A 14,313-nucleotide genomic window follows, 5' to 3' on the forward strand; every position below is an offset into this window, starting at 1 on the left:
GGTCGTAGCACCCATCGCTTTGAATTCGCTGCTTTTGTGTACTGCCAGCAAGTCATCAACAGAAAAGTGGAGATAGAAAATGATCAAAGCTGCATGGTTGGCATGCGCGTCCCTGGCGATATTTTCGGGGCAACCTGCTCAAGCTCAGGAAAGTCGCGTGAAGATCAGCATCACCATCAACAACGACAGGGTTATCACGGCAACGATGGAAGATAACGAGACCGCACGTGATTTCGTCGCTCTGCTACCGCTGACCTTGGCGCTGGACGATTACAACAAGACAGAAAAAGTCAGCGACCTTCCAAAGAAGCTGACGAAGCAAGGTGCACCAGCGGCCAGCACGCCACAAACGGGCGACATCTCTTATTACGCACCGTGGGGAAACCTGGCGATTTTCTATCGTAATTTTGGCCATTCCCCAGGTTTGATAAAGCTTGGACGTATAGATTCGGGCGTTGATGCTCTGAATATTTCTGGTCCGATTAAAGCAAGCATTGAAGTGCTGAAACAGCCACGCAGATAAATTGAAAAATATGGAAACACTGACGCAACAATCTCTACATAACTCTGAGGCCATCAATAAACAGCCAGCATGGGGCGCAGTACTTGCGCTATCGCTAGGTGCGTTCGCGTTGATCGCATCAGAGTTCATGCCTGTCAGTTTGCTTACGCCGATCGCAACAGATCTGCACATCAGCGAAGGTCAGGCAGGGCAGGCCATCGCGGTCTCCGGCGCGTTTGCTTTACTGACAAGTCTGTTCATTTCATCACTGGCAGGGCAGCTTGATCGCAAGATTGTTCTTTTGGCGCTGACGCTGCTAATGATTGTTTCGGGAACAGTAGTGGCAATCGCGCCAAACTATCTGACATTCATGATCGGCAGGGCGCTGATCGGCGTAGCCATTGGTGGCTTTTGGTCTATGTCGGCAGCGACGGCGATGCGCTTGGTGCCGAATCATCAAGTACCGCGTGCGATGGCAATCGTCAATGGCGGGAATGCGTTGGCTACAGTTATTGCCGTACCTTTGGGAAGCTTTCTTGGCGCCATCATAGGCTGGAGAGGTGCATTCTTTTGCATCGTTCCGATTGCAGCAATTGCCTTCGCCTGGTTAACGATAAGTCTGCCAGCAATGAAGCCCACGATAAAGCCAGAAGCGGGCAATCTATTCAAGCTGCTGAAGCGTCCATCCGTTGCTTTAGGCATGGTGGCGGTCAGCGTTTTCTTCATGGGTCAGTTCTCACTGTTCACCTATCTGCGTCCATTTCTTGAATCGGTGACGCACGTTAATGTTTCCACGCTTTCGTTCATATTGCTTGTCATTGGCGTCGCCGGCGTTGTTGGCACCACGTTGATCGGCGGATTTCTGAAAGAGGGTTTGTACCGAACACTGATCATCATTCCATTGCTGATGGCAGCCATCGCAGTGGCGCTTATTTTATTTGGCGGTTCGGTAACCATGACGACTATTCTGTTGGGCGTTTGGGGACTGATCTCAACCGCCGCTCCGGTAGGGTGGTGGACTTGGTTAGCCAGAACACTACCGCAAGATGCGGAGGCGGGTGGTGGACTCATGGTTGCGATTATTCAGCTTGCGATTACGCTGGGCGCAACTCTTGGTGGCACCTTGTTCGACCAGATTGGCTATCAAGCGACATTCGGTATGAGTTCGGTGCTGCTTGTTATTGCGGCAGCTCTGACTGTGATGGCGGCACGCTCCAGCTCGCGTAACTTGTCAGCATGATCGCCTGTGATTTTCGACGAGTGAGTATGTTTGGTTTGAACTTCAAGTCATTCTGCTGATCAATTACAAAGCGGTATCGCTTAAATGTAGACAGAAAGGCTACGAAGTTTTTGTAGCCTTTTTGTATTTCAAGGAAAGGTAAAAACGTGTTTCATGCTGTCTCTTGTATCATCGCTTTGTATGTCATCTGGCGGCTTGTCCTGCCCTTATCGATACCTAAAGTATTCAAGCTCGTATTAGCGGCGATTGTTCTGTTGGGAGCCGAGCATCAACTAATTACACGGAATTTTTTCGGCAGTATGGCATCGCCGGAAATTCCGTTTGCCTTGTTGATTTCTCTAAGCTGCTTGTATGGGGCGATCTGCTTTACCGGACTTTTGCTGATGCTAAAAGATGCCATCGGCGTGTTGAGCTATTTGCCGTTCAAGACATTTGCAAAACGTCTACTGTCATCAAAGCAGATTCCAGTAGCGATTGCCGTGATTGCTACATCGCTATCCTTAATCGGTGTGTGGCAGGCGGCGCGTGTTCCCGACGTCAAGAAGATGGAAATAGTATTGCCGAATCTGCCGCCGCAACTGGATGGATTCCGGCTAGTGCAGTTGACTGATCTACATGCGAGCAAACTGTTGCAAGCGTCGTGGATGAATGAGGTTGTGACGAAGACAAATGCCTTGGATCCTGATCTGATTGTGATCACCGGCGATTTGGTTGATGGCACACCCGAGGCGCGGCATGACGATGTGCAGCCGCTACGCAAACTTCAAGCGAAGCAGGGTGTGTATGCAATTCCCGGCAACCATGAATACTATGCAGACTACGCAAGCTGGCTACAGAAGTTCGATGAACTCGGCTTGCCGATGCTATTGAATGCGAATGTAAAAATCAGCCATCAAAACGCATCTTTTGTTCTAGCCGGCGTGACGGATACGATAGCGCCGAACTTTCAACAAACTCCGCCAGACTTGGCTGCAGCACTGAAAGATGCGCCAAAAAATCATCCTGTGATTTTGCTTGCGCATCGGCCTATCGATGCAATTGCCAATGCCGCGGCAGGCGTATCGCTGCAGCTTTCTGGCCATACGCATGGCGGGCAGATTCTTGGATTTCATAAACTAGTACAGCGTGCCAATCAGGGATTCGTCTCGGGTCTGTACCAGGTAGATGACATGCAGCTGTATGTAAGTAACGGCACCGGTCTGTGGGCTGGCTTACCGATTCGTCTTGGTCGGCCATCCGAGATCACGGAGATTACATTGCGAGCGAAGTTATAAAAAGGGTAATCGCTAGTCGTAACAATCTGCGTTCAAGAAATAAAAAAGCCTCCGAATCAGGAGGCTTTTTATTTGAGACGCGCTTAATGCACCGTCTAGAAAACATAGTGCAGATTCAGCACCAAGTCAGACCTTGTTTTCAATTCATAATCGACCGAGATATTGCGTGATTAACGCAGGCCAGTAAATATATTTTGTAGCAGGGCGCTTGAGGCAACTAAGAACGCGCCTTTATTACGGCCTTCGACATCCTTCCTTATCCAGAAAATAATTATCTAAGGTTTGTGCAAACTGACGTACAAGACGAAGTCGAAGGTGAGGGTGGAACCAAATTTGTCTAACCAATCAAGCCGAAACGGCGCTTTAGCCCAGTGTTCAGAGATGGACTGCTTGTCACTAACTGAAATCCGATGCAACAGATTGTTCGTCTTACCAGGGAATTTCTTGTCCTTGATAGTCAATGAAATGCGCTCCTTTTTTTGGAGTAAGCATCTTCAGAGCGGTTAGCATTCCACTGACGGATTCTTCAGGTTCAAGCAGGTTGTCAACGTGCGCAGAAAAGGGGTTCGACAATCTTGATCTGACTGTTCCTGGTTGCAAGGCGACGATCATCGCCTCTGGGTTTTTTCTTTGGAGTTCAAGTGCAGCTGTCTGGAGGATCATGTTCATGGCCGCCTTGGAACTTCTATAACCATACCAACCGCCCTTTCTATTATCCGTAATACTGCCCACTCTAGCTGACAGCTTTGCATAGATGCAAGGCCCCGCGGCCAGGAGTGGGGCGAATTGCTGGAGCACTAATGCAGGCCCGATAGTATTGGTTTGAAACGTACGCATCAGATGGTCGTACTGCAGTCCGGCAAGCGATTTTTCTGGTCCGATGCCATCGATGTGCAAAGCTCCGGTTGCATCCACGATGATCTGGTAAGGGCCTCCGGCCTTGCTGATAGCGGCATGCTTAACGATGCTAGAAGGTACGGAAAGATCAAAACGATCTTTCTCGAATCGGGGATCTGAACGCGATATTGTCTCTACATGCAAGCAAAACAAATCCTTCTGAAATGCATCAAAAAAAGCGTTTCCTATAGCACCACCTGAACCAATGATCAGTGCTTTGTAGTCGGTCGATAACATGTTTCCGGTCATTAGCAGACAATCCGGGATGAGTTGGCGTTAAGGCTTTGCCACAAAAAATCTGACAATTTTTTGTAATGCGGGCCGTACGACAAGGAAGCTGCGATATACCAGCTCCATTAGAAACATCATTCCAGGTAAGCGAGAAGTCAGCCCAAGCCAGCGCCAACCAGGCAATCGATTCCAGACAAATACAAAAGCTTCGGCGCCACTGATTATCTCGCCGTCAGGAGTAATCAAATGAAAGCGCCGCAGCAATTGTTCTTTGCTGGTGCCGACTGGAGGTTGAAACTCATCGGCAGAGACATCTATCCAGTTGATTTCTGCCTTCGTCTGTAGTTTTCGATAAATATCAATCTCCAAGCGACAAAGAGGGCATGCGCCATCAAACATCACCTCTGTAGGTCTACCGTCTTGACCAGCCGCGCAGTCTTCCATATCTATTCCTTTCAACAGCAACGACCGAAAAAGACCTAAGACGTGAGTTTGAATATACCTATAACGCTGACCAGTCGCCGGACCTGCTCGCTGAGTGTTGCGGAGATGGCTGACGCCTCTTCAACCATGCTCCTGTTCTGATGCGTCACGGCCTCAATTTCCAGTACGGCCTGATTGACATGCTCAATAGCTGAACTTTGTTCGCGTGCGGCTGCACGGATTTCCGCCATCGTTGCCGTCACACTGCGGATGCTGGCGACGACATCTCCCATGGTTTTCCCTGCTTGCGTAACCAGAATGCCGCCGGTATCAACTTCCTGTGCTGATGCATTGATCAACTGCTTGATCTCTTTCGCCGCTAATGCCGCGCGCTGGGCTAGGCTGCGCACTTCACCCGCCACGACAGCAAAGCCACGCCCTTGTTCTCCGGCGCGGGCAGCTTCCACTGCGGCATTGAGCGCGAGAATATTGGTCTGAAACGCAATGCCGTCAATGACTGAAATGATATCGACGATTTTTTGCGACGACTCGTTGATGGAAGCCATCGTAGCAACGACTTTCCCTACTTCGGCGCCGCCGCGTTCTGCAACTTCCGCAGCAGTTTTTGCGAGCGCGTCGGCATGATTCGCATGTGAAGCACCATTCTTTAAGGTCGAGGTAATCTCCGCCATTAAGCTCGCGGTCTCGGTAAGAGAGCTGCTTTGCTGCGCCGTACGTTCTGCCAATGCATTATTGTTGTTCGCAATCTTTGCGGATGCAGAGTCAATAGTGCTGGTGCCATCGCGGACATCGATAATGGCTTCGCGCAATTCGACCATCATCAGTTGCAAGGCTTTACCGGCATGACTCATGGGTGCTTCTGCCGCGAGACGCAAATCGATGCTGCCGTCGCCAGCACCGGTCATGGATGCGACACGTGTGCGTAGCTCTCCAGCCTGTACTGCATCGCGATAGAGTAGTTGTGCAAGATAGGCGAGCACGGCAGATTCAATCACCACAAATAAAGCGTGCAGCACAACGTTGCCCAAGCCAGGCTTAGTAAAACAAATCACGCCATATCCCCATTCTTGTAGATAGCTGAAGCTGAGGTGATGAATAGCAATGACGACTGCCGCGACTAGGATTACTTTCCAATCTCGGTAGCAAAGTAGAAACGCCAGCAAGACGAAGATGGCGAAATGCATTTCAGTCAATCCAGCCGCTTGATGAATGAAGAGGGCCGCGAAGATCATCAGCGCTGACGCGACTAGAGCGCGGGTAGAAAAAGCCTCGGGTGCACGCCAGATGAAGAGTGAAGGTACGATGGCTGTTGGAAGTCCGATGAGAAGCGCCCAATGCCAAGTTCCGTGTAGTGTGGACAATCCGAGCCCACATAGAAAAAGTAGCCACAATAACGGCAGCATGAGGCGATGAGTCTGCTTGTAATATTGGTATAAAAAGAGCGGCATTGGTATCGAAAGTTATGTGAGCACCCAATACGCTTGCGCGAAAGTTTGCGGCAAAGCGATGCTCGGGACCGAATTTACGCCACCGTAGCAACAATACCTTTGGCTTATTTAGCTGTTTGCAAGCAATGAGCCAGAGCCTACAGTGGCAAGCATATAGTCGATAAATATACCAGAATGAACCATTATTGAACTGTATAATTAAGTTAAATGTCGGTTCAAAATTAACTTAAGAGAAATTAATTTTTAATATTGTCGGTTCAATATAGGTTCATCGTATTTAGTAAATATGCAGTTTCTTGTAATCTGTCTTGCTGACAGTTTGCGCCGCAGCCCATTTCCGCGGTGCTCGATAGCTTGCGGATTTTTTCAGAACGCGTAGCGGCATTTTTATTACCCTTTGATAAGGCTCCCTACATGTCAGATGATAGCGCTGTTGAAATTTCCTCCGTTGCACTGCCGGTATCAAAACGTATCCGCAACCGTTTGGTGGCGAGCAAGGTACGTTTTCATGCAAATGACAATATCGCGCGTTTTATCGAACCGGGCGAGCTCGATGCACTGCTGGTTGAAGTGAGTGAGAAGCTTCAAGGCGTGCTGGAAAGTCTGGTTATCGACACCGCGAGCGACCATAACACTCAGGACACGGGCCGCCGCGTGGCCAAGATGTTTATCAATGAAGTTTTCCGTGGGCGTTACGTCGACATGCCAGCGGTGACCGAATTTCCAAATGCCTCACACCTGAACGAGCTGATGATCATCGGTCCGATCACTGTGCGAAGCGCTTGTTCCCACCATTTGTGTCCGGTCATCGGCAAAGTGTGGATTGGAGTTATGCCGAACCAGCACTCGAATCTCATCGGGCTGTCCAAATACGCACGTATTGCCGAGTGGATTATGAGCCGTCCGCAAATCCAGGAAGAGGCGGTCGTGCAACTGGCCGATCTGCTGCAAGAAAAAATGCAGCCCGATGGTCTTGCCGTAGTGATGGAAGCGGACCACTTTTGCATGCAGTGGCGCGGGGTCAAGGACATGGGTGCCCAGATGGTCAACAGTGTGATGCACGGCTCTTTTCTGAAAGACTCGGCGCTGCGTCGCGAGTTTCTTTCACTGATCAAACGCTAATATTTTTAGAGAGAACAACATGCTAATTCGACTCTTGTACGCCAGTCGCGCCATCGGTGAAAATCAGTGTGGCGATCTGAATGACATCATGCAACAGTCTCATGTTCATAATCCTCATAAAGGTATCACTGGCATTCTTTGCCATAGCGAGGGAGTGTATATGCAGGTGCTCGAAGGCGGTCGCGATCCCATCAACAGGCTTTACGCCAAGATCATCGCCGATCCTCGCCACACCGATGTGGTGTTGCTGCACTACGAAGAAATCAACGAACGTCGTTACGCCGGCTGGACCATGGGCCAGGTCAATCTAGCCAAGGTTAATGTCGCGATCTTGCTGCGGTTTTCAGATCTGCCCGCGTTGAATCCGCACGCGATGTCGGGCAAACATTCGTTGGCACTCATCGACGACCTGATCGCCAACGCTGCGATCATCGGGCGCAAGTAAAACCGCATTTTGTTGAGCGCATGCGGCATGCCTAACTAGTGGGTAGTGGGGTGCTGCGAAGTTCAACATGCTTTAGCAGCTTTGAAAGCGTTCGATAACCCGCCAATGCAATTTTACATAATATAAAGTGAAGCATCCTGCGAAGCGAGTAGCGGTGCGGCTTTCGCGGGTGTTGGTGTCAAAAATAAATTGACAGCGATGAATCCTGTTACCAGAGAGGCAATTGCGGGTCTGAGAAAAGAATGCATTTTTTCAGGTCGCAATTCAGCTTTTTTTTGCGCTACTGCTACCACCATTTCCTCTATCGATACTCCTGCTGCTTTAGCCAAGATTATTGCGGTTGCGCAGTCTGGTAAGTGTTCGCCTTTCATATAGCGATCTAATGACTTCTGAGGGATATCAAGTTCTTTCGCTTTTGCATTGACGCTTGAGTTTCCTAAAACTTTTTTCATTAAATTGTCGTATTTCATCATTTACCCCTTGCGTGTTAAGTCGGTTCTGACTAATATCCATTTTGATTAGTCGCATCCGACTAAGTCTGATATGTCCAATGGCTCCAATGTAGCCGAATATGACTAACTCAACAAGTAAACAAGGGGTACTGCCATGCCTTTCTCACCGTTTGTAACTGCTCATCTTCGTGAGCTACTGGATCAAAACTTTTATTCAATGCGTCTCGCCGATTCTGAGCGTGACGCCTCTATGTACTTTGCCTCGTCCTCTGGTGCTGCTTATTGCATACATGTTCTTGGTGGTATGGCAGGGCAGTGGTAATGCCACGCGCTCAAAAGCAGGACTACACCGTTTGGGTCTATCGCCCTAACGGCTGGCTCCTAACCAAAATTACCGAATCTGCGACACGTTCCGAAGTCGCTGTAGCAAGGGCTAAAAAAGCCATCCAAAAGCAAGGGCGTCTTGCCCATTTTTATACATACGTTCCAAAAACTAATTAAGGAAACTGCCATGTCCGCTGTCGATAACAAACACCTAATCGAAATCATCGCTGTTAATAAAGAATCCGGCATTGCAAAGCGCACCGGCAACCCGTGGGAAATGCATAAGGCGCAATGCGTCGTGCGTGGTCCCGGCAACAGCGTCCAAATCGGCGAATTGATCTTGCCGAAAGATTTAGCCAACACCACGCCCGGTACTTACTTGGCAGAGTTTGAACTGGCTGTGAGTTTTGAACGCATCGTTGTCCCACGCATCACCGTCCTGCACCCACACGGCAAAACAACTGCCGTTCCTGCACCTCAAAAACAAGCTGCTTAAACCGAGGGGGTTGTATGGGTCGCATTTGTGATTTCTGTAGTTTCTCTGTAGAGGAAAACGGCGATTTTGACGAAGGGCCGGATGGTTCGGTCATTTGTTATACCTGCCGCGATGAACTCGAGGAGGGCGCTGATAAGCAATGCGAGATATGCGGCGACTTCAAATATCCCGATCAGTTTGATGATCTGACAACCCCATTGGTTTGCTCTGAGTGCTTGCACGCTTCTGAACATCTGAATTCGCCATAACGGCAAATCCGCTGCCTGTCGGTTACAGGCGAATACCTTAAAAGGAAATTTAAAATGAGCAAACGTCTCTTGAAAAAACTGGCCATTGTTGGCTCGGCATTGCCTCTGGCAATCGTTTCGCAGTCTTCGCATGCTGCTGTAGATGTGACTGCGATCACGGCAGCTGTGGCTGAAGCTGCAACCGGCCTGACTTCGGTTCAAATGGCCTTCATCAGTTTGTCTACCGGCATTCTGGCGTTGGCAATGGTCTACGCGTTCATCCGTCGTCGCGCAGGCGCGTAATGTCGTATCAGGTCGGTCTCTTCTGCTATGCAACTCCTGTTGAGGCAGGGGCGGCTACCTGTGGTCGTTATGACCCGGTGTCCTCTGTGACATCGGGCGGCGATCAAGTAATGACTGTGAGCTGTGAGGGTGTCAATTCTGATACCGGCGCTCTGCTTTTAAAAGTCGCTTCAACGCCTACTAATGGCTCCGCTTCTACATACCGAACAGTCGAGCAAATTCCTGTATTCGCGCCGTGCCAGCAAGCCGATCTTATGGCGGCTGGTATGGAAATATTTTGGGCGTTAGTTGGGCTCATCGTTGTCCCTTACTGCCTCTATAAATTTTTCATGCGCTTGATTGACTACCGTAATTCTCACAGAGGCAATGACAATGCGTAATTTCTTTTATTTCTGCGTCGGTCTGCTCATTTCGGTAGGTCTTTTTTTTGTGCCTTATGCAAACGCTCAAACTTATGTTCAGTGGAATGCAGCGGGAAGCATTGAAGGTACTCTTGCGAATAGCACTCGGCAAACTGTCGTTGACGCCTTTGGTGTCGTTGATAAAACAACTGGCCATATTGTTTTAAAAGGTACTGAAGTCCCTGTATCTGTTGGTGCTAAAGTGAGTAAGGCTGCTATCGCTAAGGCTGCTGGAAAAATTGCAGCTAAAGCTATTCCTGCTGTAGCGATGGCTGAAGTTGTTGTTGAGTTGTGTGATTTATTGTGTCCAAGCGGCGACTATAAAATAAATCCAAACGGCGATTTTCAGCAGAAAGAAAAGCCAGGTATTCCAACTGATTCTCCAGGTACCGGCTATGGCTATAACGCTCCTCCATACGCTGTTAAAAAATCACCTTCTGAAGCTTGTACTTTCCTCGCTAATCACTGGGCGTCTACAGTTCCCAATTACACTGCTCAGGGTACTTTAAACGGTGCTAATGCTTGTACTGTAACTGGATATACGACTGGATATAGCGGCGTTGTTTATAACCAGTTGACTCTTCAAAGAACAACTAATTTTTATGTTCCTGATTACATTCTCGCCACCGAAGTGCAAACCGAAACGGATGTACTTTTAAGGGCGGAGCAGCAAGCTAAATTTAAGCCTCTGTATGACGCGATGATGCGCGATGGTGCTATCTCCGGTCTGCCTGAACCTTATAGTCCTGTAAAAACCAACACGCCAGTTGAGGTCAATGCCCCTCCTGTGACGACCCCTGAAAAAGTCGTCAGTACTACAACCAAAACAAATCCTGACGGTTCCTCCGATACGACGACGAAAACGGAAAAGACAGTTATTACTCCTACTACGACTGGCACCACTGTAGGCGATTCAAAAACCACTTTTCCAAGTCAGACAATAACCACCTCAACGACGATAAATAACGTCACCAACAATACGAGTACTGAGACAACTACTGTCAATCATCCCGGCTCTGCAGATCCCGCTGATCCGTCAGAAATAGAAGATCCCTGTTTGGCAAATCCCTTGCGGGTAGGGTGCGCAGTACTCGGTGATCCTCCTCCTGCAGAGGACATCCCAAAGCTTGATGTTCCAGTGACTGTTACGCCTGTTGTCTTTGCATCTTCCGCTGGTTGTCCCTCGCCTATCACCTATGAGTTATACGGCCTTCGCACTATCTCTTATCAGCCGTACTGCGATCTCGCTGTGTTTCTGCGCTCTATCTTTTTAATGATCGCTGCCGTCACGTCTGCATACATATTTATGGAGGCGTTCAAGCCATGAGCATTGCAGTTTGGTTAGTTAGCCTCGTAGGGCCGCTAGTAATCCGGGGAATCATCGCTCTCGGTTTTACTGCAGTAACCCTTACCGGTTTAACCGCCGCCACTAATGCACTTGTCCAGTCTGCCCAGCAAAGTTGGTCAACTCTTCCTCTCGTTGTTATGCAGCTTGCTTCTCTCTCTGGCGTTCCTGAATCTCTCGGCTTAGTCATGGGTAGTTACGTCGCTCGTATCGCTATTTTCGCGAGTTTGGGCGCTTCCAAATATGTCTTTAAAAAGTGAGGCCGTTATGACGCAAGTAGAAGTCGACTTAATCTTAAATTTAATGCTGCAGACAATCGCTGTGTGTTCGTTCGTCGGCTTCATCTTCGGTTACGCAATGCACGACTTTATTTTTCACTGGCTTGACGTGGCGTTTCGCTTTCTTCGTCGTCGTACCTTCCGCGCTAGTCGTATTCAAAAATGATTATTCTCCGCACTGGTGTACCGGGAGCGGGTAAAACTCTATCGATGGTGCAAGCACTGGCAGAGTTGGTCGCCCGTTGGAAAACACATCCTGAAGAAGCGCGTCCGATCTTCGTGCTTGGCATTCCTGATCTCGCGTTGCCTCATTCTTTGCTGCCGACAAAATCAGTAATCATAGGCAGGGCGCTTGCACCACAAATTGTTCCCGATCTGGAAGCGATCCCAGATGGCTCCTTGATCTTGATCGATGAAGCGCAAGGGTGCTATCCGCCTCGCTCGTCCGCTATGGCACCGCCTGACCACGTTTCAGAGCTAAATACGCATCGCCATCGCGGAATAGACATGTGGCTGACCACACAGCATCCAAAGCTCGTTGATCACGCTGTACGTGCCCTTGTTGGCAAGCACATGCATTACCGTCGTCTCTTCGGTGGCATGCGTGCAATGGTCTACGAATGGGATGCATGTAGTGATTCACTTGCTGGAACAAAAAACGCAGTTGTTAGCTATTGGTCGTATCCTAAAAAAGTTTTCAATTGGTACAAATCTGCCGAGATACACACAAAGCAAAAGTTTAAATATCCTGCGTGGGTATGGCTTCCAGTGATCGCTTTCGGTCTCTGCATTTATACATTTCCCGGTGCTTACGATTCCCTCTTCGGTTCGAAAAAAGCTAAGCCTGAAACAAAGCAATCATCGTCAAGCGCTGTTACGGCCAAGTCATCTCCGCCGCCTAGTACTTCAACTGTGGTTACTCAATCGTCGCCTGAACCTGTTCCCGTTCAGATTGAATACGTAGGGTGCGTTGCTAGTGAGACTAAATGCACGTGCATGACATCTTCCGGCGTAACTATCATTGAGCCGCCGCAATGCAGAGAGTCCGCAAGTGGCTTCGGCTATCTAATCAAGGTTTCTATGACTGCGCACGCGGCACAGCCTTCATACGCCCCTGCCTCATTGGCTGCACCTCCAGCTAGCAAAGAAACTGCGCATACGCCTGTTCAAACGCTTGCTGCTGACGGTTTTGGCGTGCTTGGCGCTCGTAAAGACGGTGTACGTCAGCCAGGTTCTTAATTGGCGGGGTATGGGCTGCAAGGCCCATGTAGACGGTGACTATCAATGGCTATTTTCCTAGTAATGCGCGCACCGGGCACAGCAATGATGCTCACGTTGCCGCGCCATGCAAAACCGCTTTTGAATTCGATGCCGCCGGCCAAGGCGAAGCCGGCCGAGCGGCGCGAAGCGCCGCTTAACTTGTACCTAGGACACTTAAGGAACAACAGAGTGGAAACAAGAAAGAATTAGAAAAATACGGACGTAAAAATGCCGCGTTAGGTCTGCCAACCTTCGCGGCTCGCACATCACCCGCTTAGAGGTATCTGACATGCTTGAAAAGATAGTATCGCAGTTTCAAGATCGTAACCATCCATCGTGTCCACAATACGACGCAGTAGAGTCGAAAGTCTGGAAAACAGTAACGATTCATCAGTTTCCCGATGGTGTTGAGGTCTTCATTGACGAAGCCAAGCGCACCTGGTCGGATGGTGCTGATTTCGATGACCTTGATTTACCTGCAAAGGCGGAGCGCGGGGAAGGGGACAGAGACAGATCGATCGATCGCGCTGCACGTCGTGCAAAAACACAAGTCCGTCGCCGTTGCAAAATGATTCAAGCAAACTGCATGATGACTTTGACTACACGTGAAAATATCCAAGACGAGAAACGCATGCAATCGCTGTTTAAAGCCTTTCGCAAACGTTTAGCTACTTTGGGTAAGTTTCAATACGTTGCCACGCTGGAGCCGCAAGCAAGGGGCGCTCTGCATATCCATATCGCTTGCCAACAGTTCCCAGCATATCTGCGCAATGAACATGGTGTGCGAGTCAAAAGCTACGGACTGATATCGTCAATGTGGTCGCGTGTTATTGGCCGCGGGAATGGTAACGTCAACTTCACGAAACCACGTGGCCGCAATAGCTCTCACCGCATTGCTAGCTACATCGCGAAGTACGTATCTAAGAAAGTCAGCGAAGCCGATTTGAACGCCAAGAGCTACTGGTCTAGCAAAGATATAACTATGCCTAAGCCGGAGCGCATTTGGTACGACGGTGACACGTCCACCTATGACATCGTTGTGCAGCTAGCTAAGCAATTCGCGTTGAATGGTTATTCAGATATTGCGCAGTACGCTGACTCAATGAACCAGTTTCATTGGTTTTCCGCTTCTAAGCCTCCGGTGTAAAATCGCCCTCGTAAATACGGGGGAATGCTTGAATAAACATCTTATTTTTGCTTGCTTAATGCTCGCCTTAGCTCTGTTCTTTCTATGGCTCTATGGTCTCTATACATCTCCATCTGCACGTGTCAAAAGGCTAGCTCCCTTTGATGGGCCATTTGTGGTCGCTAGGCGCAAGCTTATTGTCTCGCTGTTCGGTGACTACAAAGCTGCTGATCGCTTGATCGCGTTTGAACAGTCGAAGGGTTCATGCACATGGCTTGAGGCTGCTATTCGTGCTTGTGAGTCATTAGAGCGTGATCGTTCTCGGAGTTGAGGGCCAATGCAATTAGAGTTGTTTCCGTTCGATACGATTTCTCCCGCTGATCGATATAGCCTCTTGCAGCAGGTTCGGCAAGGGTATTGGCATTTGCGGAATCTTCGTGGCGGACGTTTCGGACTAGCTGCTCGACGTAGACATTACAGATTCATAGCGCGCATAAA

General features: G+C 49.2%; 18 protein-coding genes. 13 read left to right on the forward strand and 5 right to left on the reverse strand.

The features are described from left to right. Positions 1-79 precede the first annotated feature (79 nt). The 3 genes from Q7T66_RS10290 (at position 80) to Q7T66_RS10300 (ending at position 3,016) form a co-directional block, all read left to right on the forward strand. Positions 80-523 (forward strand): cyclophilin-like fold protein, encoded by a 444-nt coding sequence (locus tag Q7T66_RS10290; RefSeq protein ID WP_304933243.1) that lies wholly within the window; start codon positions 80-82, stop codon positions 521-523. Between the two features lie 10 nt (positions 524-533). Beyond that, positions 534-1,742 (forward strand): MFS transporter, encoded by a 1,209-nt coding sequence (locus Q7T66_RS10295; protein ID WP_304933244.1) that lies wholly within the window; start codon positions 534-536, stop codon positions 1,740-1,742. A gap of 146 nt (positions 1,743-1,888) precedes the next feature. After that, positions 1,889-3,016 carry a metallophosphoesterase gene (locus tag Q7T66_RS10300; RefSeq protein ID WP_304933245.1) on the forward strand — a complete coding sequence of 376 codons (1,128 nt, stop codon included), beginning with the start codon at positions 1,889-1,891 and terminating at the stop codon, positions 3,014-3,016. Positions 3,017-3,445: 429 nt separating this feature from the next. Here Q7T66_RS10300 and Q7T66_RS10305 read toward each other — a convergent pair whose 3' ends face one another. Genes Q7T66_RS10305 through Q7T66_RS10315 form a run of 3 tightly spaced genes read right to left on the reverse strand, consistent with a single transcriptional unit; the run spans position 3,446 to position 5,991 of the window. Then, positions 3,446-4,150: an SDR family NAD(P)-dependent oxidoreductase gene (locus Q7T66_RS10305; protein ID WP_304933246.1), complete on the reverse strand. Its 705-nt coding sequence runs from the start codon at positions 4,148-4,150 to the stop codon at positions 3,446-3,448. Between the two features lie 39 nt (positions 4,151-4,189). Next, positions 4,190-4,588, reverse strand: a complete 399-nt coding sequence (locus tag Q7T66_RS10310; protein WP_304933247.1) for a thiol-disulfide oxidoreductase DCC family protein — start codon at positions 4,586-4,588, stop codon at positions 4,190-4,192. 35 nt (positions 4,589-4,623) lie between these two features. Next, positions 4,624-5,991 (reverse strand): methyl-accepting chemotaxis protein, encoded by a 1,368-nt coding sequence (locus tag Q7T66_RS10315; protein ID WP_304933248.1) that lies wholly within the window; start codon positions 5,989-5,991, stop codon positions 4,624-4,626. Positions 5,992-6,450: 459 nt separating this feature from the next. Between Q7T66_RS10315 and folE the strand changes: the two genes are divergently transcribed. Further along, a complete protein-coding gene (gene folE / locus Q7T66_RS10320) occupies positions 6,451-7,158 on the forward strand; it encodes a GTP cyclohydrolase I (protein ID WP_304933249.1) in 708 nt (235 codons plus the stop codon). A gap of 19 nt (positions 7,159-7,177) precedes the next feature. Beyond that, on the forward strand, positions 7,178-7,603 hold the full coding sequence (locus tag Q7T66_RS10325; protein WP_304933250.1) for a BLUF domain-containing protein: 426 nt from the start codon (positions 7,178-7,180) through the stop codon (positions 7,601-7,603). Between the two features lie 113 nt (positions 7,604-7,716). Here Q7T66_RS10325 and Q7T66_RS10330 read toward each other — a convergent pair whose 3' ends face one another. After that, on the reverse strand, positions 7,717-8,073 hold the full coding sequence (locus Q7T66_RS10330) for a helix-turn-helix transcriptional regulator (RefSeq protein WP_304933251.1): 357 nt from the start codon (positions 8,071-8,073) through the stop codon (positions 7,717-7,719). A 303-nt stretch (positions 8,074-8,376) separates the two neighbouring features. Here Q7T66_RS10330 and Q7T66_RS10335 point away from each other — a divergent pair, with 303 nt between their 5' ends. The 6 genes from Q7T66_RS10335 to Q7T66_RS10360 all read left to right on the forward strand — a co-directional run bounded on the left by Q7T66_RS10335 (position 8,377) and on the right by Q7T66_RS10360 (position 11,411). Further along, positions 8,377-8,556: a hypothetical protein gene (locus Q7T66_RS10335; protein ID WP_304933252.1), complete on the forward strand. Its 180-nt coding sequence runs from the start codon at positions 8,377-8,379 to the stop codon at positions 8,554-8,556. Between the two features lie 10 nt (positions 8,557-8,566). Next, on the forward strand, positions 8,567-8,875 hold the full coding sequence (locus Q7T66_RS10340; RefSeq protein WP_304933253.1) for a hypothetical protein: 309 nt from the start codon (positions 8,567-8,569) through the stop codon (positions 8,873-8,875). Positions 8,876-9,177: 302 nt separating this feature from the next. Next, a complete protein-coding gene (locus Q7T66_RS10345; protein ID WP_304933254.1) occupies positions 9,178-9,405 on the forward strand; it encodes a hypothetical protein in 228 nt (75 codons plus the stop codon). Further along, entirely contained in the window at positions 9,405-9,785 is a 381-nt protein-coding gene (locus Q7T66_RS10350) for a hypothetical protein (protein ID WP_304933255.1), read from the forward strand. Before Q7T66_RS10345 ends, Q7T66_RS10350 begins: the two co-directional genes overlap by 1 nt. Beyond that, positions 9,778-11,133, forward strand: a complete 1,356-nt coding sequence (locus tag Q7T66_RS10355) for a virulence factor TspB C-terminal domain-related protein (RefSeq protein WP_304933256.1) — start codon at positions 9,778-9,780, stop codon at positions 11,131-11,133. Before Q7T66_RS10350 ends, Q7T66_RS10355 begins: the two co-directional genes overlap by 8 nt. Continuing rightward, positions 11,130-11,411, forward strand: coding sequence for a DUF2523 domain-containing protein (locus Q7T66_RS10360; RefSeq protein ID WP_304933257.1), 282 nt, complete (start codon positions 11,130-11,132; stop codon positions 11,409-11,411). Before Q7T66_RS10355 ends, Q7T66_RS10360 begins: the two co-directional genes overlap by 4 nt. A gap of 40 nt (positions 11,412-11,451) precedes the next feature. Here the strand turns inward: Q7T66_RS10360 and Q7T66_RS10365 are convergent, their stop codons facing one another. Beyond that, entirely contained in the window at positions 11,452-11,589 is a 138-nt protein-coding gene (locus tag Q7T66_RS10365) for a hypothetical protein (protein WP_304933258.1), read from the reverse strand. Between the two features lie 2 nt (positions 11,590-11,591). Between Q7T66_RS10365 and Q7T66_RS10370 the strand changes: the two genes are divergently transcribed. Both Q7T66_RS10370 and Q7T66_RS10375 read left to right on the forward strand, forming a co-directional pair. Then, positions 11,592-12,668, forward strand: a complete 1,077-nt coding sequence (locus Q7T66_RS10370) for a zonular occludens toxin domain-containing protein (protein WP_370691640.1) — start codon at positions 11,592-11,594, stop codon at positions 12,666-12,668. Between the two features lie 310 nt (positions 12,669-12,978). Then, positions 12,979-13,836 carry a hypothetical protein gene (locus Q7T66_RS10375; RefSeq protein WP_304933260.1) on the forward strand — a complete coding sequence of 286 codons (858 nt, stop codon included), beginning with the start codon at positions 12,979-12,981 and terminating at the stop codon, positions 13,834-13,836. Positions 13,837-14,313 lie beyond the last annotated feature (477 nt).

Source organism: Herminiimonas sp., assembly GCF_030655415.1.